Genomic DNA, 17,391 nt, shown 5'->3' with positions numbered 1-17,391 from the left:
GACTGCACTGCTGTTCACCAACAACAACAAGACGGAGTTTTCCGCATGAACCTCAAACGCAAGTTGCTTCTCGCCACACTTCCGCTAGCGCTCGGTCTGTCTTCCTTCGTGCAGGCCGAGACGACCCTGAAAATTGCCGAAATCCACCCTGCTGGCTACCCGACCGTAGTCGCCATGGAAAACCTCGGCAAGAAACTGGAAGCCGCCACCAATGGTGAAATCAAGTCCCGCATGTTCGCTGGCGGTGTGCTGGGTTCCGAGAAGGAAGTGATCGAACAGACCCAGATCGGCGCCGTTCAGCTGACCCGCGTCAGCCTCGGCTCGGTCGGCCCGGTGGTTCCGGCTACCAACGTCTTCAACATGCCGTTCGTGTTCCGCGACATCGACCACATGCGCAAGGTGGTCGACGGCGAGATCGGTCAGGAAATCCTCGACGCCATCACCAACTCCGACTTCAACATGGTCGGCCTGGCGTGGATGGAAGCCGGCAGCCGCAGCCTCTACACCAAGAAACCGGTACGCAAGCTGGAAGACCTCAAGGGCATGAAGATCCGCGTGATCGGCAACCCGCTGTTCATCGATACCCTCAACGCCATGGGTGCCAACGGCATCGCCATGGACACCGGTGAAATCTTCAGCGCCCTGCAAAGCGGTGTGATCGACGGCGCCGAGAACAACTCGCCGACCCTGCTCGAGCACAACCACTTCCGTGCCGCCAAGTACTACACCCAGACGCATCACCTGATCCTCCCCGAGCCGCTGCTGATGTCCAAGACCACCTGGGAGAAGCTCACCCCCGAGCAGCAGGAGCTGGTCAAGAAGCTGGCCAAAGAGGCCCAGTTGGAAGAGCGCGACCTGTGGGTTGCCAAGGAAAAGGCCAGCGACGAGAAGCTCAAGGCTGAAGGCGTCGAGTTCATCGAAGTCGACACCAAGCCCTTCTACGACGCTACCGCCCCGGTACGTGAGAAGTACGGCGCCCAGTTCGCCGATCTGATCAAGCGCATCGAAGCCGTTCAGTAATCCACGCGCAAGCGCGCGGCGCCGGCTCCCTGCCTGCGCCGCGCTACCGGTGAAAGTCACATGAAAAACCTGGTTCTGGGCGTCAATGACGTCATCTACCGCGCCTGTATCGCGACCGCCGGCCTGGCGATCGTGGTCATGGCCCTGATCATCCCCTGGGGCGTGTTCAGCCGTTACGCACTCGGTCAGGGCCTGGGCTGGCCCGAACCCATCGCCATCCTGCTGATGGTGCTGTTCACCTTCGTCGGCGCCGCTGCCAGCTACCGCGCCGGTGCGCACATGGCCGTGCAGGTGCTGAGCGACCGCCTGCCCGAAGCGGCGCAACCCTTTCTTACCCTGTTCGTACGCCTGGCCATGGGCGCCATCGCCCTGTTCATGCTGATCTGGGGCTACAAGCTGTGCGTCGCCACCTGGAACCAGTACCTCAGCACGCTGACCTGGATGCGCGTCGGTATCAGCTACGCGCCGATTCCGCTGGGCGGCCTGATCACCCTGCTGTTCGTCATCGAACAACTGCTCTACGGCGACCAGCATAAACGCCGCGTCGTCGATTACGAGAACTGCGAAGATTCCAAGGAGTCCGTGTAATGGATGCCGCCATCCTGCTGGGCAGCTTCATTGTCCTGATTCTGCTGCGCGTCCCGGTCGCCTATGCCCTTGGCCTGGCCACCCTGATCGGCGCCTGGTACATCGACATCCCGCTGCACGCGGTGATGATTCAGATCGCCGGCGGCGTGAACAAATTCTCCCTGCTGGCCATTCCGTTCTTCGTCCTGGCCGGCGCGATCATGGCCGAAGGCGGCATGGCGCGGCGCCTGGTGGCCTTCGCCGGGGTGCTGGTGGGCTTCGTCCGCGGTGGCCTGTCGCTGGTCAACATCACCGCCTCGACCTTCTTCGGCGCCATCTCCGGTTCCTCCCTGGCCGATACCGCCTCGGTCGGTTCGGTGCTGATTCCGGAAATGGAAAAGAAAGGCTACCCGCGCGAGTTTTCCACTGCGGTCACCGTCTCCGGCTCGGTACAGGCGCTGCTCACCCCGCCCAGCCACAACTCGGTGATCTACTCGCTGGCCGCTGGCGGTACGGTGTCCATCGCCGCGCTGTTCGTCGCCGGCATCGGCCCGGGCCTGCTGCTGAGCTTCACCATGGCGACGCTGTGCCTGATGTTCGCCAAGAAGCGCAACTACCCAAAGGGTGAGGTGATTCCGCTGCGCCAGGCACTGAAGATCTGCGTCGAAGCCCTGTGGGGCCTGATGACCATGGTCATCATCCTCGGCGGCATCCTCAGCGGCGTGTTCACCGCCACCGAGTCGGCGGCCGTTGCCGTGGTCTGGGCCTTCTTCGTGACCATGTTCATCTACCGCGACTACAAGTGGAATGAACTGCCGAAGATGCTGCACCGCACCGTGCGCACGCTGTCGATCGTGATGATCCTGATCGCCTTCGCCGCCAGCTTCGGCTACATCATGACCCTGATGCAGATTCCGTCGAAGATCACCACCGCGTTCCTGACCCTGTCGGACAACCGCTACGTGATCCTGATGTGCGTCAACTTCATGCTGCTGGTGCTGGGCACGCTGATGGACATGGCGCCGCTGATCCTGATCCTCACCCCGATCCTGCTGCCGGTGGTGACCTCGTTCGGCGTCGATCCTGTGCATTTCGGCATGATCATGCTGGTCAATCTCGGTATCGGTCTGATCACGCCACCGGTAGGTGCGGTACTCTTCGTCGGCGCCGCCATCGGCAAGGTCAGCATCGAGAGCACCGTGAAGGCGCTGCTGCCGTTCTACATCGCACTGTTCGCCGTGCTGATGGCCGTTACCTACATCCCCGCCATCTCGCTGTGGCTGCCGAGCGTGGTGCTCTGAGCGCCAACCCAGGGCATTGAACGAAACGCCGCCCAACCGGGCGGCGTTTTGCTTTAGGGCCGAGACACCGCAGTCGCCGACAAGCGCTGCACAAGACCATGACCAACAGGATTTACGTCATGCAAGGTTCCACCCCGTTTCCCCGTCACATCGCCGTCCTGATTCTCGCGTCGCTGGCCTGCTCGTTCGCCGGCAACCATATCGCCGCGCGAATCGCCTTCGATCACGACACCGGCCTGCTCCTGGCGATGCTCGCGCGTGCCGGCGTGACCCTACTGGTGCTGGTGGCGCTGGTGCTGTGGCGACGCGAGTCGTTGAAACTGGGCCGCGCCACCTGGGGCTGGCAGATTCTGCTGGGCCTGCTGATCGCCATCCAGAGCTTCTGCATCTACTCGGCCGTAGCGCGGATTCCAGTGGCGCTGGCATTGCTGGTGGTGAACCTGTCGCCGATTCTCCTGGCTCTGCTCACCTGGGCGCTCGGCGGCCCGGCACCGACGCGCCAGGCGCTGGCGATCATGGGCGTGATCCTGTTCGGCCTGGTGCTGGTGCTCGATGTTCCCGGACGCCTGACTGGCAGTGCCACGCTGGATGGCGAATGGATCGCGGGAATTCTCTTCAGCCTGACCGCTGCCGGGGTATTCGCCGTCGCCCTGTGGATCACCGAAAACCGCCTTTCCAGCCTGGCCGGTTCGGTACGCAGCATGCTGACTTTGGCCGTGGTGTTCAGTGCCTCTACCTTGCTCGGCGCCAGCGGCCTGATCCCGGGCGGCTTGAGCCTGCCCAATGCCAGCGTTGGCTGGATCGCGCTGGGCTGTCTGGTGCTGCTCTATGGCGCCGCCTTCTCCACCCTGTTCATCTGCATGCCGCGCCTGAACATCGCGCGTAACGCACCGGTGATGAACATGGAGCCGGTGGCCGGCATGGTGCTGGGCTGGCTGATCCTGGGTCAGGTATTGGGGATTCTGCAGGTGATCGGCGGCCTGATCGTGGTAGGCGGTATCGTCGCCCTCGCCTATCGTCGCTAGCGGCCCTTGAAACTACCTGCGTATCAAAAAGGCTGCTGAGAAGCCATGCACGCCCGCCTTTTCTCACTGCAGAAACGAACTCGGCGGCCTTGGGCCGCCGAGTTCGTTCATCCAGTTTCAGCCGTGCAGCGCTTCGGCCTCGGCCGCTTCGTGCGCCTGACGCAGGCGCTCGCGACTGTTGGTCAGGTGCAAGCGCATGGCCGCTCGCGCCGCCTCGGCGTCCTGGCGCGCGATGGCCTCGAAGATCTGCTCGTGCTCACGCTCCAGGCGCGCCATGTAATGGGTGTGATCGTCACGCGCCAGGCCGGCGGAGTTGACCCGGGTACGCGGGATGATGCTGGTGCCCAGATGACTGAGGATATCGGTGAAATAGCGGTTGCCGGTGGCCTCGGCAATGCGCAGGTGGAAATGAAAGTCCGAGGACACCGCATCACTGGCATGCGCGGCGCCATCGTTGATCGCGTCCAGTGCCTCGCGAATGGCTTTGAGCTGAACGTCGCTGCGCCGAGCAGCCGCCATGCCGGCCGACTCCACCTCGAGACTGATGCGCAACTCGAGGATGGCCAGCACGTCGCGCAAGGTGACGATGGTCGCCGGGTCGATGCGAAAACCGCTGGCACTGGGTGTATCCAGCACGAAGGTGCCGATGCCGTGACGGGTCTCCACCAGGCCGGCCGCCTGCAAACGCGACAACGCCTCGCGCACCACGGTACGGCTGACGCCCTGCTCTTCCATGATCGCCGACTCCGTCGGCAACTTCTCACCGCGCTTGATATGTCCATCGCGAATGCGTTGCGACAGCTCGGCCACCAACTCCTGGGCCAGGCTGCGGTGCTTGCGACGAGCACGTGGTTGAGCGTTTTGCATTTCCATGGTGGACGAATACTCGACTTGAGGCTTTGCCGTAATGATAGCCCAGCAGTTGTACGATGACACTATGAATTCCCGACATTTACCGCCACTGGAGCGCCAAATGCCAACTACTCTGCTGACCCTGCGCGATAGCCTGACACAACTGACCCTGGCTCCGGACCTGGGCGCAAGTCTGGTCAACTGGGTTCGCCTGAGCGATGGCCGAGCGCTGCTTCGGCACAGTGACGAACAGGCGCTAACTGCCGCCAACCCGCGGCGTCTGGCCTGCTACCCGTTGCTGCCCTGGTCCAATCGCATCGGTGGCGGCGGCTTCGATACGCCTGCCGGCTGGCAGGCACTGAGCGCCAATACCGACCATGAGCCGCTGCCGATTCATGGCAGCGCCTGGCAACAGCCCTGGCAAGTAGTCGACGTGACATCCGACAGCGTAAGCCTGCAACTCGACAGCCACACGCCGTTCCCCTACCGCGCCACATTGCATGTTCAATTAACCGACGGCTGCCTGCGCCTGACATTACAAGCCACTCATCTTGGCAAGCAGTCCACCTGGTACGGCCTCGGCCTGCATCCTTATCTGCCACGCAATGAGCACACTCGGATACAGGCCAAAGCCGCAGGCGTCTGGTTATGTGGCGAAGACAAACTTTCCAGTCAGTGGGTCGAGTTGCCCCAGGCCTGGAACTTCGAGGAGCCAACACTGCTGCCGCAGCAACTTGTCGATAATGCCTTTACCCAATGGCCCGGCGAGGCTCGCATCATCCAGCAGGACGCCGGTTATCAACTCGTCTGCACAGCACAGGGCAGCGATGTATTTCTATTGTTTTGCCCGCAAGCGCAGAACTTCTTCTGTTTCGAGCCCGTCACCCACCCGGTCAATGCGCATCATCTGGCACAGCGTCCAGGCCTGCAGTTACTGGCTCCGGGGCAAAGCTGTCGGCTGAGTTTCAGCCTGCATTATCAGGCGCTGTCCGGCTGATTACTGGACATTCATGAGACGTCGGCGATAATACACGCCAGTTGCACTGTGCAACTTTTCTCGCGAAAAACTTACAAATAGATAAGTAACCGCAGAGACGGAGAGCGATGCAAAGCGCGAACTTTGCAACCCCCTCTTCCACGCCCCCAAGGCGTACGACCCTTTAGATCGACTCCCGACCGCAACAGTGAAGCCAGGCGCTTCACGCGTCGTGGGCCGATCATAACTACATACAGGTAAAACCAGTGACGAAAGACGAACTGCGCGCCGAACTCGAGCGCCAGGCGCAGCGTTACAAGGATGTATACGGCGGAGAAGTCATCACCTACGCCGCTCAGCCGGACCCGGATCGCAAACCCTGGCGCAAGAAACCCAGCCTGCTCGACCAGGCCTTCGACAAAGAAATCGAAAAAATCGAGAAAGAACGCCAGGAAAAACGCGACGCCGCCGACGAAGTTGCCAGCTAGGCCCAACTTCAAACCTAAGTAGGGCGTGTGAAACCCGCCAAAACTGCAATCGCCGGTTTTGCCCGCCCTACTGTTATTTCAGCGTTTCCCTAGCGCTTCTTGCCGCCCATCAGCGACCCCATCAACCCTCGCACCAGTTGCCGGCCCAGTTGGTTGGCCGCTTGGCGCAAAGCACTTTTCATCGCCCCGCCAATCAACTCTCCCGCCATCTGCCCCAGCCCTTGCTCCTGCGTAGCGGCCTTGGTCTTCGTAGTCGGCTGTGCCGGCGCCTCGGCGGCCGCCTGGGCGGCGCGCGCAGTAAGCAGCTCATAGGCCGATTCCCGGTCGACAGGCTTGTCGTAGCGCCCCGCGAGCGATGACTGGCGTACCAGCGCCGCACGCTCCAAATCGCTCAGCGGGCCGATACGCGACTGCGGTGGGGCGATGGCCACGCGCTGGACCATCGCCGGTGTGCCCTTCTCTTCCAGGGTTCCGACCAAGGCCTCACCTATACCCAGCTCCGTCAACACGCTAAGCGTGTTGAGCGTCGGATTCGGACGAAAGCCGTTGGCCACGGCGCGCAAGGCTTTCTGCTCCTTGGCGGTGAAGGCGCGCAGGCCATGCTGGATGCGCAGGCCGAGCTGGGCCAGCACATCATCCGGCAGGTCTCCCGGCGACTGGGTGACGAAATACACCCCGACGCCCTTGGAGCGAATCAACCGCACCACCTGCTCCAGGCGATCCTGCAGGGCCTTGGGCGTGCCCTGAAAAAGCAGGTGCGCCTCATCGAAGAACAGCGCCAGTACCGGTTTGTCGGCATCGCCACGCTCCGGCAACTGCTCGAACAGTTCGGCCAGCAGCCACAGCAGAAAAGTCGCATACACCTTGGGCGCTTCGTGGACCAGGTGCGTGGCATCGAGCAGGTGCACGCGGCCACGGCCATCGCGGTCCGGGTGCAACAGATCTTCGAGCTGCAACGCCGGCTCGCCGAACAGCGCCTCGGCGCCCTGCTGTTCCAGGCCTGCCAGACGCCGCAGCAACGCCTGCGCGGAGGTGCTGGTGAACAGTGCAGCGTCTTCCCCGAGCACTTGTGGATTGTCCTTGAGGTAGCCGAGCAGCGCCTTCAGGTCCTTCAGATCGAGCAGCAGCAGACCTTCGCGATCAGCCACCTTGAATGCCGCGTAGAGCGCGGCCTGCTGGCTGTCGGTCAGCTCCAGCAGTGCGCCGAGCAACAATGGCCCCATCTCGCTGAGCGTGGTGCGCAAAGGGTGACCGCTATGCCCATGCACGTCCCACAGGGTCACCGGGTAGGCCTGTGGCTGGTGATCGAGCCAGGGCATGCTGGCGATGCGTTCGGCGATCTTGCCCTGAGGCGCACCGGCTGCACCGAGGCCACACAGATCGCCTTTGACATCGGCGGCGAATACCGCCACCCCAGCATCGCTGAAAGTCTCGATCAAGCGTTGCAGGGTTACCGTCTTGCCGGTACCTGTGGCGCCGGCGATCAGGCCGTGACGATTGCCCAGTCGCAGCGGCTGCCCCACCGCCTGCCCGTCACTGCCTGCACCCAATACGAACTGCGAATTCAAAGGCATCTTGCCATCCCCTGGAAGCCGTGAGCGGCCGCGAAAGCACTTTCAAGCGCAGCCGTGGTACACAAGACTGGTTGCAGAGCGATGCGCACGCAAGATCACATGAGCAAAAACCTGCCATCTCGATGATCACGGCAGGCCGAGTGCTTCATGTATCGATTGGTAGTACCTGCTGGACATGACGAAGGGCGCCACAACGCCCTTTTCGCTCGTCACTCCTGCTCGGTCTTAGGCCCCTGTCGCTCCTGCAGCTGTCGCCACAGCTCGGCGGCTTCGGCGAATTCAGTGCCATCTTCTTCGCTGAGTGCATCGGGGTCGTAACGCCGCACACAGCCCTCGCCCAATGTCGGCGGCGCCTTGGAGGTCGCCTTGTCCAGTGGATCGCTCATCGCCCCTGCCCTCAACCGATGCTCAGCTCGCCCTGCTCGTGCTGGGCGAACTCCTTGACCGCCCGAAGCACATCATGGCGGCTGATCTGTCCGACCAGACGGCCGTTCTCGATCACCGGCATGCGCCGGCGTCGGCCACGCAGGAAACGCTCCGATAGTTCGATGATGTCCGCCTCCGGGCTGACCGTCTCCACCGCAGTGGTCATATAGGTGCTGACAGTGCCGCCGATAGCTTCGTAGTAGGCACCGGAGAGAATGCCACGCAAGCAGTCCCCTTCCGACAGCAGGCCAATCAGGTGGCCTTGGGAGTCGACCACCGGCGCACCGGAAATCCGGTGCTCCAGCAGTCGATTGATGGCAGTGAACAGATCCGTATCCGATCGGAACGTCACCAGATGGCGAGTCATGTAATCGCGCACCTTGATGGACTTGAGCATGGGCTTTCTCCTCTGACGTACGCCGGGCCGGCCCACGCAGCAAGATCAGTCGAACACCACCGTCTTGTTGTCGTGCACCAGCACTCGGTCTTCCAAGTGATAGCGTAGCCCACGTGCCAGAACCATCTTCTCCACGTCCTTGCCCAGGCGCACCATTTCCTCGATATCGTCGCGATGCGTCACGCGGACTACATCCTGTTCGATGATCGGACCAGCATCCAGTTCTTCGGTAACGTAATGAGATGTTGCACCGATCAGCTTCACGCCACGCAGAGAGGCCTGGTGGTAAGGCTTGGCACCGACGAAGGACGGCAGGAAGCTGTGATGGATATTGATCACGCGCTGGGCGAATTCGGCACACAGCGCTGGCGGCAGAATCTGCATGTAGCGCGCCAGAACGATGACATCGGCCCCATGCTCCTTGACCAGACGCTCCACCTCGGCGAAGGCCGGTGCCTTGTCCGCAGGATCGACCGGTACATGGAAATAGGGAATGCCATGCCATTCGACCATGCTGCGCAGGTCGTCATGGTTGGCGATCACGCAGGGGATCTCACAATCGAGTTCATTGCTGTGCCAACGGTGCAGCAAGTCGGCCAGGCAGTGCGATTCGCGACTGGCCATCAGCACCACGCGCTTCTTCTGCGCCGAGTCGGTGACGCGCCACTCCATGGAGAACTCGCGAGCGATAGGCGAGAACGCCTGCTTGAAACCCTCCAGATCGAATGGCAGTGAGTCGGCACGAATTTCGTGACGCATGAAGAACCAGCCACTCTGCGTATCGGAGTGGTGACTGGCTTCGGTGATCCAGCCGTTATAGGTGGCGAGAAAATTACTGACTTTGGCAACGATGCCGACGCGGTCGGGGCAGGAAATCACCAATCTGAACGTGCGCATAACTAAGATCCCAATGGCGGCGCATAAAGCCGGCCATTCTAACGATAAGCCGGCAAAACTGCAGTAGGGCGACGACGGGCGCTCGGCTTAAGACGCCCGGCTACCCCATTAGCGTGGAGCCTGGAAAACTTCCCAGCGCTATTTGTAATAGTCGATTTAATTTAGGCCTAGTCGACACAAAGGGTTGCATTGCACTGCAGCAATTTTATGTGCCGCTGTTTACTTGTTATTAGTGCCTGACTATTATTAGGCCACTGTTGACTACCACAGACTTATTCACGCCAAGGTAACGCCCATGTCGCTGATCAATGAATACCGCGCTACAGAAGAAGCCATCAAAGAACTGCAAGAACGCCTGAAGAACCTGTCGCAAGACGACAAGCTGAAGAAAGAGCTGGAATTCGAAGGCAAGCTGCGCACCCTGATGGGCGAATATCAGAAGTCGCTGCGCGACATCATTGCTCTGCTCGATCCTGAAGCCAAAAGCGGCAAAGGCATCCGTTCCGCCAAGCCTGCTGCCACCAAGCGCGCGCGCAAGGTCAAGCAATACAAGAACCCGCACAGTGGTGAAGTGATCGAAACCAAGGGCGGCAACCACAAGACGCTGAAAGAGTGGAAAGCCAAGTGGGGCGCCGACGCCGTCGAGGGCTGGGCCACGCTGCTGGGCTAACACCAGAGCAACACCGCAAAACGCCAGCCATGCTGGCGTTTTTTATTGCCGGTATTTTTTCATGCGCCCAACAGAAAAGCAGTTTTAGGCAATGTTTTTGAGTAGCGAGTTGGCACGCTCAATTAGCAGTAGTTTTACTGTGCCGTCAGCAGGCGTGATCCTGCACCCGAGAAAGTTCCCAACGCCTAGACTTTTTCTTGGAAACAGCTGACGAGCGCGAGCGTTATCATCCCGTTGGTATAGCAGTCCTGGACGAAATCAGACCACGATCCCATCCACAGCAAAACGCGCCTGCAGTTCTTCTGCATAGGCCTGCCACTGTTGCAGAAGTTGCAGTTGCCGGGGGCTGCAGCCAAGCCGCGATTGCTCCAGCGCTGCGCGAAATTGCCCCAGAGTATTGGGAGCGCCGAACTGCGGATCGCTCAATCGCTGCCGGCAGAAATCCACCCAACGCTGACCTTCGTCGGGCGACAAGCTGTCGGGAAAGTTGCGCGCGCGATAACGAAACAACAACTCCGGCAGTCGCGCATCATCGAATGGCCATTTGTCGTTGGCCAACGACTGAGGCTGAGCACTACGCACCTGTTCGCACAGGCGACGATCACGGTCGCCGATAAAACCGTCGTAGAGCTGCTGCTCAGGATCGCTGCTGCCGGTGAAGGGCTCCTCGCGGTAGATGGCGGCCAGTTTGTCCTGCCACAGCGACTGCGCGTTCTTCAGGGCCTCGACGTTGCGCTCGCAGAGCGACCAGTCCAGCTGCAGCCGCTGACGATCCGTCTCACGCAGCACGGACAAGGGCGCGACCACCGGACAGCGGTTGATATGCAGCAACTTCAACGGTACCGGCGCTTCGCCCTCGGCCAGGTCTTCGCGGCGCGTGTAGAGGCGACTGCGCAGGACTTCGGCATCCAGATCCAGCAAGGGCGATGGATCGGCCTGCAGGTCGCAGACGATCAGCGCGTTACGATTGCGCGGATGCCATGCCAACGGCAGCACCGGCGCCAGATAGTGACGCGCCGCAGAGAAACGTCCGGAAATATGCAGCACCGGCTGCAGCAGGCGAATCTGATCCATGACCCGCTGCTTGCTGCGCAGCTGATAGAGGAAGTCGTAGAGCCGAGGCTGCCGCTCACGCAGCAGGCGCGCCAGGCCGATGGTGGCGCGCACGTCGGACAGCGCATCGTGCGCCTGGCCGTGATCGATGCCGTTGGCCTGGGTCAGCCGCTCCAACTTGAGCGATACACGCCCGTCTTCCTCGGGCCACTCGATGCCCTCAGGGCGCAGCGCGTAGGCGGTACGGACCAGATCGATCAGGTCCCAACGGCTGTTGCCGCCCTGCCATTCTCGGGCATACGGGTCGAAGAAATTGCGGTAGAGACTGTAGCGCGTCACCTCGTCATCGAAGCGCAAGCTGTTGTATCCGGCGCCGCAGGTGCCCGGCGCCGACAGCGCGGCATGCACCCGGGTGATGAACTCGCCCTCGTCCAGGCCCAGCTGCTGCAGGCGCTGCGGCTCGATACCGGTCACCAGGCAGGCAGCCGGGTGCGGCAGGATATCGTCGCTGAGCCGGCAATAGATGTTCAGCGGCTCGCCGATCTCGTTCAGCGCCTCGTCGGTACGGATGCCCGCCACCTGCAGCGGGCGATCGCAACGCGGATTGATCCCGGTGGTCTCGTAGTCGTACCAGAAGATGCTGGAAGTCATTGGCGGCTCCGTACCCAAGGCAAAATTGCCGCCAGTCTATCATTCACCTCCGGCCTCGCTGCCGCCGGCAAAAGCATGAACCAACGCACAGGTGCCGCATGAACGGACGCACTGCACTTGAGAAAAATACTGTAACCATTAGCATTGGCGCTCCTCTTCCACTCTGTACAAGGACGCAGCCATGAGTGACGCGATCACCCCCAATCCCTATGCAGCCCCCACCAGCGACCTGCAACAGTCGTCTCTGGGCCACGCGCCGAGCATCGAAGAGGCCCTGGCACGCGGTTATGACTTCAGCATCGGCGAACTGCTGAGTGAGTCCTGGAGCAAGGTCAAAGGCACCAAAGGCATCATCATCGGTGGCTTCCTGGTGTTCTACGTGGTGCTTCTGGCAGCCACTTTCATCCTCGGCGGCGTAGTGGGCATCTTCGGCGCGCTGAGCGAGAACCTGTTTCTGGTATTCGTCGGCGAGATCCTGATTTCGCTGCTGGCCTCGGCACTGGCCTACCCCTTCATGGCCGGCATCAACATGGTCGGCATTCGCCGTGCCGCCGACCAGCCGCTGAGCTTCAACGAGATCTTCAGCCACTTTGGCCGCACCGTACCGCTGATCATCACCGCCGTGGTGATGATGCTGCTGATCTACCTCGGCATGATCCTGCTGCTGATCCCCGGCATCTACCTGGGCGTCGCCTATCTGCTGGCCATCCCGCTGGTGGTCGAGCGCGGCCTGTCGCCCTGGCAGGCGCTGGAAGCCTCGCGCAAGGCCATCACCCAGCACTGGTTCAAGGTCTTCGGCCTGTTCATCGTGCTCGGTCTGATCGTCATGGTCAGCGCCATTCCGCTGGGCATCGGTCTGGTGTGGAGCATTCCGCTGATGGTCGTGGCCATGGGCGTGCTGTATCGCACCATCTTCGGCGTGCTGCCGGCCGCTCAATAAACCGACGTCACTCGGGCCAGCTCGCTGGCCCGGTTGCGTTCGTGGCCCGCTGCTCGCTAGCATCGGGCTTTCCTTGATGCAGTCCGCCGATGCCCTCACGCTCAAGCGCCAGCTTTTCATCCCCCCTGCCGCCCCTGGATACCCGCTATCAGGTCGAAACGCCGGAAGGCATCGATCTGCATCTGCGACCGGCCGGGCTGGTCCCGCGCGCCCTGGCGTTCGCCATCGACCTGGCCATTCGCGGCCTGATTCTCGCCCTGATGTTCATCGTCCTCGGCCTGCTCGGCCAGTTCGGCATGGGTCTGGGCACCATTCTGCTGTTTCTCGTGACCTGGTGGTACATGGTGCTGTTCGAGGTACTCAACCAGGGTCGCTCCCCCGGCAAGCAGATGCTTGGCCTGCGCGTGGTGCACGATGACGGCACGCCCATCGGCTGGGCTGCCTCGCTGACCCGCAACCTGCTGCGCTTCGTCGACATCCTGCCGTTCGGCTACACCCTGGGCATCATCAGTTGCCTGAACCATCCGGCGTTCAAGCGTCTCGGCGATATCGCCGCCGGCACGCTGGTGGTCTACCGCGACGCGCCGCTGAGCAAACCGCAACTCGCCGACGCCGAACCGCTGTCAGCGCCCTTCCCGCTCAGCCTCGGCGAGCAACGCGCCATCCTCGGTTTCGCCGAACGTGGCAGTCAGTTGTCCGCAGCCCGCAGAGCGGAGCTGGCGGCGCTACTGGCCGAACCGCTGCAGGTGCCTGTAGAGCAGGCAGAACCGCGCCTCAACGGCATCGCCCGTGGCCTGCTGGGGAGCGCTCCGTGAAGCAGAGTCTGTTCGAAAGTCGCCATCAGCCGGACTGGGATGCCTTCAACAGCCAGCTCGAGGCACTCGAGCGCGGCAAGGCCGAAGCGCAAACCTGCCAGAGCTTCGCCGCGCGCTATCGACAACTCTGCCAGCACCTGGCTCTGGCCCAGGCGCGCGGCTACAGCAGCCACCTGATCGATCAACTGCAGCAGTTGGCCATGCGTGGCCACCAGCAGTTCTACCGTCATCGCAGCCACCTTGGCGCGCAGATGATCCGCTTTCTGTTCGGTGGTTTTCCGCGCCTGGTTCGTAGCGAATGGCGCAGCGTCTGCGTCGCCAGCCTGCTGTTCTTCGGCAGCCTGGCCCTGATGGGGCTGCTGACATACCTCTATCCCGAACTGATCTTCAGCCTGGTCAGCCCCGATCAGGTCAGCGAAATGGAGCGTATGTACGATCCCGACGCGCGCCGCCTCGGCCGCTTCAGCGAACGTGGCTCCGGTGATGACTGGGTGATGTTCGGCTTCTACATCATGAACAACATCGGCATCGCCTTTCAGACCTTCGCCAGCGGCCTGCTGCTGGGCCTTGGCAGCCTGTTCTTCCTGTTGTTCAACGGCCTGATGATCGGCGCCGTGGCCGGTCACCTGACGCGCATCGGCTATGGCGAGCCGTTCTGGTCATTCGTCATCGGCCATGGCGCCTTCGAGCTGACCGCCATCGCTCTGGCCGGCGCGGCAGGCTTCAAGCTCGGCTGGGCGCTGCTTGCCCCCGGCCGTCTGCCCCGCGGCGAAGCGCTGCGCCTGGCAGCCGGCAAGGCGATCCAGCTGGTCTGCGGGGTGATCCTGTTCCTGCTGCTGGCCGCATTCATCGAAGCGTTCTGGTCGTCCACCACCTTCGCCCGCCCGAACATCAAGTACATCGTCGGTGCGGGTCTCTGGGTGCTGGTACTGAGCTATCTGCTACTGGCCGGGCGGAGGCAGCATGCGCCTGACTGAAGCCAGCGTCGCCATCCGCCCTCGCAGCGCCTGGGAAGCCATCGACCTCGGCGTGCTGCTGGCCCGTCGTCACGCCGGCCTGCTGATGGCCAGCTGGGCGCTGGTCACCCTGCCGCTGTTCGCCCTGCTCTGCGCCCTGCTCTGGCAGTATCCGGGTTGGGCCGTGTTCCTGTTCTGGTGGCTCAAACCCGCCTATGAGCGGCTGCCGCTGTACATTCTTTCGCAGGCGCTGTTCGGCAATACGCCCTCGCTGAAGCAATCTCTGCGTGCACTGCCGAAACTGCTGTGGCCACAGTTGCTGGCCAGCCTGACCTGGCGCCGTCTGAGCCCGACGCGCAGCTTCGATCTGCCCGTGCTGCAGCTCGAAGGCCTGTCCGGTCAGGCGCGTAGCCAGCGCCTGGTAGTGCTCGGCCAGCGTGACAGCGCCGCCGCTACCTGGCTGACGCTGGTGGGTGTGCACCTGGAAATCGCGTTGTGGATGGGCCTGATCGCCCTGTTTTACCTGATGCTGCCGCAGCAGGTGGAGCTGGACTGGACCTGGGAAAGCCTGATCGCCGCCAGCAGCGGCCAGTGGCTGTGGCTGGAGCACCTGTCCAACCTGCTCTACGTGCTGCTGCTGATCCTCTGGGAACCGGTCTACGTCGCCTGCGGTTTCACCCTCTACCTCAACCGCCGTACCGCCCTGGAAGCCTGGGATATCGAGCTGACCTTCCGCCGTCTGCGCCAGCGCCTGACCGGCAGTGCCTACGCCCTGTTGCTCGGTTGCACCGTGCTGCTGGCGCAGTTGCCAGGCGATGTCTGGGCCGACACGCCGCCGATCGTCAGCGAAGAGGTTGAGCAGACCGACCCGCAAGCCCCCGATGCCCCGCGCATGCTCAAGCAGCCGCTGACCAGCCAGGCCGCACGTGAAAGCATCGAAGCGCTGCTCGACGAGCCGCCCTTCCAGCATCGCGAAACCGTCACGCGCTGGCGTCTGGGCGAAGAGAAGCCCGCAGAAGAACCGAAACCGGAAGATGTCGAAGCCTTCCTCGACATGCTCAAGAACCTGCTCAAGCTGGGCGAATGGTGGAAGAGCCTGGATGTCGTCGCGCAAATTTTCGAAGTGCTGCTGTGGGCGGCGCTGGCCGCGTTGCTGGCCTTCATCTTCTGGCGCTATCGCGAGTGGCTGCAGGCCTTTGGCGAACGCATTGGCCTGCCGACGCGGCGCCGACCGGTAGCACCGCAACAGCTCTTTGGCCTTGAGCTGGCCCCGGAGAGCCTGCCCGACGACGTCGCCAGCGAAGCCGAGCGGCTCTGGGCCGAACAACCGCGCGCTGCGCTAGGCCTGCTCTACCGCGCCCTGCTCAGCCGTCTGCTGCACGAACACCGTCTACCGCTGAAGCAGTCGCACACCGAAGGGGAAGTGCTGCACCTGGTCGCAGGCCTTGGGCAGCAGAACCTGGAGAACTACAGTCGGCTGCTCACCCAGCACTGGCAGGCGCTGGCTTATGGTCACCGCGTGCCCGCCGAGTCCCTACGTCAGGGCCTGTGTCAGGGCTGGCGTAGCTTGTTCGGCCAGGAGCGTGCGGCATGAGTCGGCGCAGCGGATTCATCCTCGCCATGGCCCTGCTGCTGGTTGTGGGGCTGATCGCCAGCTACGTTCTGGGCAAGCTCGAACCGTATGAAGACGTGATCGAGCACGGCCCTGCCCCCGAGGTTGCCAGCAGCCCCTACCTGGCCGCCGAACATTTTCTGCGCAAGCAGGGCATCGCCGCGCGCCGCGCAGAAGGCCTGGAAGTGCTCGACGATCTGCCCAGCGAAGGCCAGACCCTGATGCTGCTGGCCGACCGCGGCAACATGACGCCGCGCCAGGTCGAGCGCGTACTGCAATGGACGGCCAATGGCGGTCATCTGCTGTTCATCGCCGAACGACTGTGGGACGAAGAGGACGGCGAGAGCGGCGACCTGTTGCTCGACCTGCTCGGCATCCAGCAGTACATGAGCGACGAACTGGACGATGAAGAGGCCAGCGAGGCGCAAGTGGAAAACCAGCAGGACGAAGCGCGCGAGGCCTACCCGCAACTGACCAAGCTTTACCTGGAGAACGAGCAGGCGCCGGCCTATATCGCCTTCGACACCGACTTCCACCTGTACGACGCGCAGAATCGCGCGCATGCCTGGGCCAACAGCGAGGCCGCCACGCACCTGTTGCAGCTGTACCACGGCGATGGCCTGATCACCGTGCTCAGTGACCCGTGGATCTGGCAGAACCGCAACATCAACGAATACGACCACGCCTGGCTGCTCTGGTATCTGAGCCAGGACAGCGCCGTGACCTTGCTCTACCACGCCGACAGCGAAGGCCTGGCGCGCCTGCTGCTGCGCCATTTCCCGCTGGCCTTGCTGGTCCTGGCCCTGCTGATCATCGCCGCCCTGTGGCACGTTGGCGTGCGTCACGGCCCGCTGCAGGCACCGGCCAGCCGGGCACGCCGCCAGCTCGAGGAACACCTGCGCGGCAGCGCCGACTTCCTCCTTCGCCGCAGTGGCCAGCACAGCCTGCTCAAAGGCCTGCAGCAGGACATCAATCGCCGTGCGCGGCGCCGCTACCCAGGCTTCGAGAAGCTCGCCGTAGCCGATCAGTGGCAGGTGCTCGGTCGCCTGACCCGCCTGCCCGCCAAGGACATCAGCCAGGCCATGCGCCCCTTGCCGCCACAACGCCTGTCTGCCAGTGATTTCACCCGCCAGGTCGCCCACCTGCAAACCCTCAGGAATGCCCTATGAGC

The 17,391-nt window shown here is 62.6% G+C and carries 18 protein-coding genes; 12 read left to right on the top strand and 6 right to left on the bottom strand.

Going from position 1 to position 17,391, the window contains the following annotated elements; genetic code table 11:
• Positions 1 to 45: 45 nt before the first annotated feature.
• The 4 genes from B3P22_RS16505 to B3P22_RS16490 all read left to right on the top strand — a co-directional run bounded on the left by B3P22_RS16505 (position 46) and on the right by B3P22_RS16490 (position 3,913).
• The gene (locus B3P22_RS16505; protein ID WP_197856228.1) at positions 46 to 1,020 is read left to right on the top strand and encodes a TRAP transporter substrate-binding protein; all 975 of its coding nucleotides are present in this window, start codon (positions 46 to 48) and stop codon (positions 1,018 to 1,020) included.
• A gap of 60 nt (positions 1,021 to 1,080) precedes the next feature.
• Entirely contained in the window at positions 1,081 to 1,608 is a 528-nt protein-coding gene (locus B3P22_RS16500) for a TRAP transporter small permease (RefSeq protein ID WP_197856229.1), read from the top strand.
• Entirely contained in the window at positions 1,608 to 2,888 is a 1,281-nt protein-coding gene (locus B3P22_RS16495; RefSeq protein WP_197856230.1) for a TRAP transporter large permease, read from the top strand. Before B3P22_RS16500 ends, B3P22_RS16495 begins: the two co-directional genes overlap by 1 nt.
• A gap of 119 nt (positions 2,889 to 3,007) precedes the next feature.
• Positions 3,008 to 3,913 (top strand): EamA family transporter, encoded by a 906-nt coding sequence (locus tag B3P22_RS16490; protein ID WP_296271707.1) that lies wholly within the window; start codon positions 3,008 to 3,010, stop codon positions 3,911 to 3,913.
• 117 nt (positions 3,914 to 4,030) lie between these two features.
• Here the strand turns inward: B3P22_RS16490 and B3P22_RS16485 are convergent, their stop codons facing one another.
• On the bottom strand, positions 4,031 to 4,786 hold the full coding sequence (locus B3P22_RS16485; RefSeq protein WP_197856232.1) for a FadR/GntR family transcriptional regulator: 756 nt from the start codon (positions 4,784 to 4,786) through the stop codon (positions 4,031 to 4,033).
• Between the two features lie 100 nt (positions 4,787 to 4,886).
• On the opposite strand from B3P22_RS16485, the gene B3P22_RS16480 reads away from it, so the two are divergent.
• Positions 4,887 to 5,762, top strand: a complete 876-nt coding sequence (locus B3P22_RS16480; protein WP_296271706.1) for an aldose 1-epimerase — start codon at positions 4,887 to 4,889, stop codon at positions 5,760 to 5,762.
• Between the two features lie 245 nt (positions 5,763 to 6,007).
• The gene (locus tag B3P22_RS16475; protein ID WP_197856234.1) at positions 6,008 to 6,229 is read left to right on the top strand and encodes a hypothetical protein; all 222 of its coding nucleotides are present in this window, start codon (positions 6,008 to 6,010) and stop codon (positions 6,227 to 6,229) included.
• Positions 6,230 to 6,318: 89 nt separating this feature from the next.
• Here the strand turns inward: B3P22_RS16475 and B3P22_RS16470 are convergent, their stop codons facing one another.
• From B3P22_RS16470 to purU, 4 genes are all read right to left on the bottom strand, one after another.
• Positions 6,319 to 7,803 carry a helicase HerA-like domain-containing protein gene (locus B3P22_RS16470; protein WP_296271705.1) on the bottom strand — a complete coding sequence of 495 codons (1,485 nt, stop codon included), beginning with the start codon at positions 7,801 to 7,803 and terminating at the stop codon, positions 6,319 to 6,321.
• Positions 7,804 to 8,012: 209 nt separating this feature from the next.
• Positions 8,013 to 8,189, bottom strand: a complete 177-nt coding sequence (locus B3P22_RS16465; RefSeq protein ID WP_197856236.1) for a hypothetical protein — start codon at positions 8,187 to 8,189, stop codon at positions 8,013 to 8,015.
• 11 nt (positions 8,190 to 8,200) lie between these two features.
• Positions 8,201 to 8,626 carry a CBS domain-containing protein gene (locus B3P22_RS16460; protein ID WP_275545879.1) on the bottom strand — a complete coding sequence of 142 codons (426 nt, stop codon included), beginning with the start codon at positions 8,624 to 8,626 and terminating at the stop codon, positions 8,201 to 8,203.
• A gap of 45 nt (positions 8,627 to 8,671) precedes the next feature.
• Complete coding sequence (purU, locus tag B3P22_RS16455; protein WP_275545880.1) at positions 8,672 to 9,523, bottom strand: formyltetrahydrofolate deformylase; 852 nt, start codon at positions 9,521 to 9,523, stop codon at positions 8,672 to 8,674.
• A 295-nt stretch (positions 9,524 to 9,818) separates the two neighbouring features.
• Between purU and mvaT the strand changes: the two genes are divergently transcribed.
• Positions 9,819 to 10,193, top strand: coding sequence for a histone-like nucleoid-structuring protein MvaT (mvaT, locus tag B3P22_RS16450; protein ID WP_296271704.1), 375 nt, complete (start codon positions 9,819 to 9,821; stop codon positions 10,191 to 10,193).
• A gap of 258 nt (positions 10,194 to 10,451) precedes the next feature.
• Here the strand turns inward: mvaT and sbcB are convergent, their stop codons facing one another.
• Positions 10,452 to 11,897 carry an exodeoxyribonuclease I gene (gene sbcB / locus B3P22_RS16445; RefSeq protein ID WP_296271703.1) on the bottom strand — a complete coding sequence of 482 codons (1,446 nt, stop codon included), beginning with the start codon at positions 11,895 to 11,897 and terminating at the stop codon, positions 10,452 to 10,454.
• A 181-nt stretch (positions 11,898 to 12,078) separates the two neighbouring features.
• On the opposite strand from sbcB, the gene B3P22_RS16440 reads away from it, so the two are divergent.
• From B3P22_RS16440 to B3P22_RS16420, 5 genes are all read left to right on the top strand, one after another.
• Positions 12,079 to 12,837, top strand: a complete 759-nt coding sequence (locus tag B3P22_RS16440) for a hypothetical protein (protein WP_275545883.1) — start codon at positions 12,079 to 12,081, stop codon at positions 12,835 to 12,837.
• An 89-nt stretch (positions 12,838 to 12,926) separates the two neighbouring features.
• The gene (locus B3P22_RS16435; RefSeq protein ID WP_296271702.1) at positions 12,927 to 13,652 is read left to right on the top strand and encodes an RDD family protein; all 726 of its coding nucleotides are present in this window, start codon (positions 12,927 to 12,929) and stop codon (positions 13,650 to 13,652) included.
• Positions 13,649 to 14,629: a stage II sporulation protein M gene (locus tag B3P22_RS16430; protein ID WP_296271701.1), complete on the top strand. Its 981-nt coding sequence runs from the start codon at positions 13,649 to 13,651 to the stop codon at positions 14,627 to 14,629. Before B3P22_RS16435 ends, B3P22_RS16430 begins: the two co-directional genes overlap by 4 nt.
• A complete protein-coding gene (locus tag B3P22_RS16425) occupies positions 14,616 to 16,202 on the top strand; it encodes a DUF4129 domain-containing protein (RefSeq protein WP_296271700.1) in 1,587 nt (528 codons plus the stop codon). The genes B3P22_RS16430 and B3P22_RS16425 overlap by 14 nt, the downstream gene beginning before the upstream one ends.
• Positions 16,199 to 17,389, top strand: coding sequence for a DUF4350 domain-containing protein (locus tag B3P22_RS16420; protein ID WP_296271699.1), 1,191 nt, complete (start codon positions 16,199 to 16,201; stop codon positions 17,387 to 17,389). Before B3P22_RS16425 ends, B3P22_RS16420 begins: the two co-directional genes overlap by 4 nt.
• Positions 17,390 to 17,391: the final 2 nt, after the last annotated feature.

It is taken from the genome of Pseudomonas sp. UBA6323 (genome assembly GCF_002439135.1).
Classification (GTDB): domain Bacteria; phylum Pseudomonadota; class Gammaproteobacteria; order Pseudomonadales; family Pseudomonadaceae; genus Aquipseudomonas.
The sequence above is the reverse complement of the archived record's forward strand: the minus strand, read 5'-3'. Positions and strand labels throughout refer to the sequence as shown.

Coding starts and splice junctions, on each gene's coding strand:
- B3P22_RS16440 (WP_275545883.1), top strand. CDS start 12,079: ATGAGTGACGCGATCACCCCCAATCCCTATGCAGCCCCCACCAGCGAC.
- B3P22_RS16420 (WP_296271699.1), top strand. CDS start 16,199: ATGAGTCGGCGCAGCGGATTCATCCTCGCCATGGCCCTGCTGCTGGTT.
- B3P22_RS16435 (WP_296271702.1), top strand. CDS start 12,927: ATGCCCTCACGCTCAAGCGCCAGCTTTTCATCCCCCCTGCCGCCCCTG.
- B3P22_RS16505 (WP_197856228.1), top strand. CDS start 46: ATGAACCTCAAACGCAAGTTGCTTCTCGCCACACTTCCGCTAGCGCTC.
- mvaT (WP_296271704.1), top strand. CDS start 9,819: ATGTCGCTGATCAATGAATACCGCGCTACAGAAGAAGCCATCAAAGAA.
- sbcB (WP_296271703.1), bottom strand. CDS start 11,897: ATGACTTCCAGCATCTTCTGGTACGACTACGAGACCACCGGGATCAAT.
- purU (WP_275545880.1), bottom strand. CDS start 9,523: ATGCGCACGTTCAGATTGGTGATTTCCTGCCCCGACCGCGTCGGCATC.
- B3P22_RS16480 (WP_296271706.1), top strand. CDS start 4,887: ATGCCAACTACTCTGCTGACCCTGCGCGATAGCCTGACACAACTGACC.
- B3P22_RS16485 (WP_197856232.1), bottom strand. CDS start 4,786: ATGGAAATGCAAAACGCTCAACCACGTGCTCGTCGCAAGCACCGCAGC.
- B3P22_RS16470 (WP_296271705.1), bottom strand. CDS start 7,803: ATGCCTTTGAATTCGCAGTTCGTATTGGGTGCAGGCAGTGACGGGCAG.
- B3P22_RS16465 (WP_197856236.1), bottom strand. CDS start 8,189: ATGAGCGATCCACTGGACAAGGCGACCTCCAAGGCGCCGCCGACATTG.
- B3P22_RS16460 (WP_275545879.1), bottom strand. CDS start 8,626: ATGCTCAAGTCCATCAAGGTGCGCGATTACATGACTCGCCATCTGGTG.
- B3P22_RS16490 (WP_296271707.1), top strand. CDS start 3,008: ATGCAAGGTTCCACCCCGTTTCCCCGTCACATCGCCGTCCTGATTCTC.
- B3P22_RS16500 (WP_197856229.1), top strand. CDS start 1,081: ATGAAAAACCTGGTTCTGGGCGTCAATGACGTCATCTACCGCGCCTGT.
- B3P22_RS16495 (WP_197856230.1), top strand. CDS start 1,608: ATGGATGCCGCCATCCTGCTGGGCAGCTTCATTGTCCTGATTCTGCTG.
- B3P22_RS16425 (WP_296271700.1), top strand. CDS start 14,616: ATGCGCCTGACTGAAGCCAGCGTCGCCATCCGCCCTCGCAGCGCCTGG.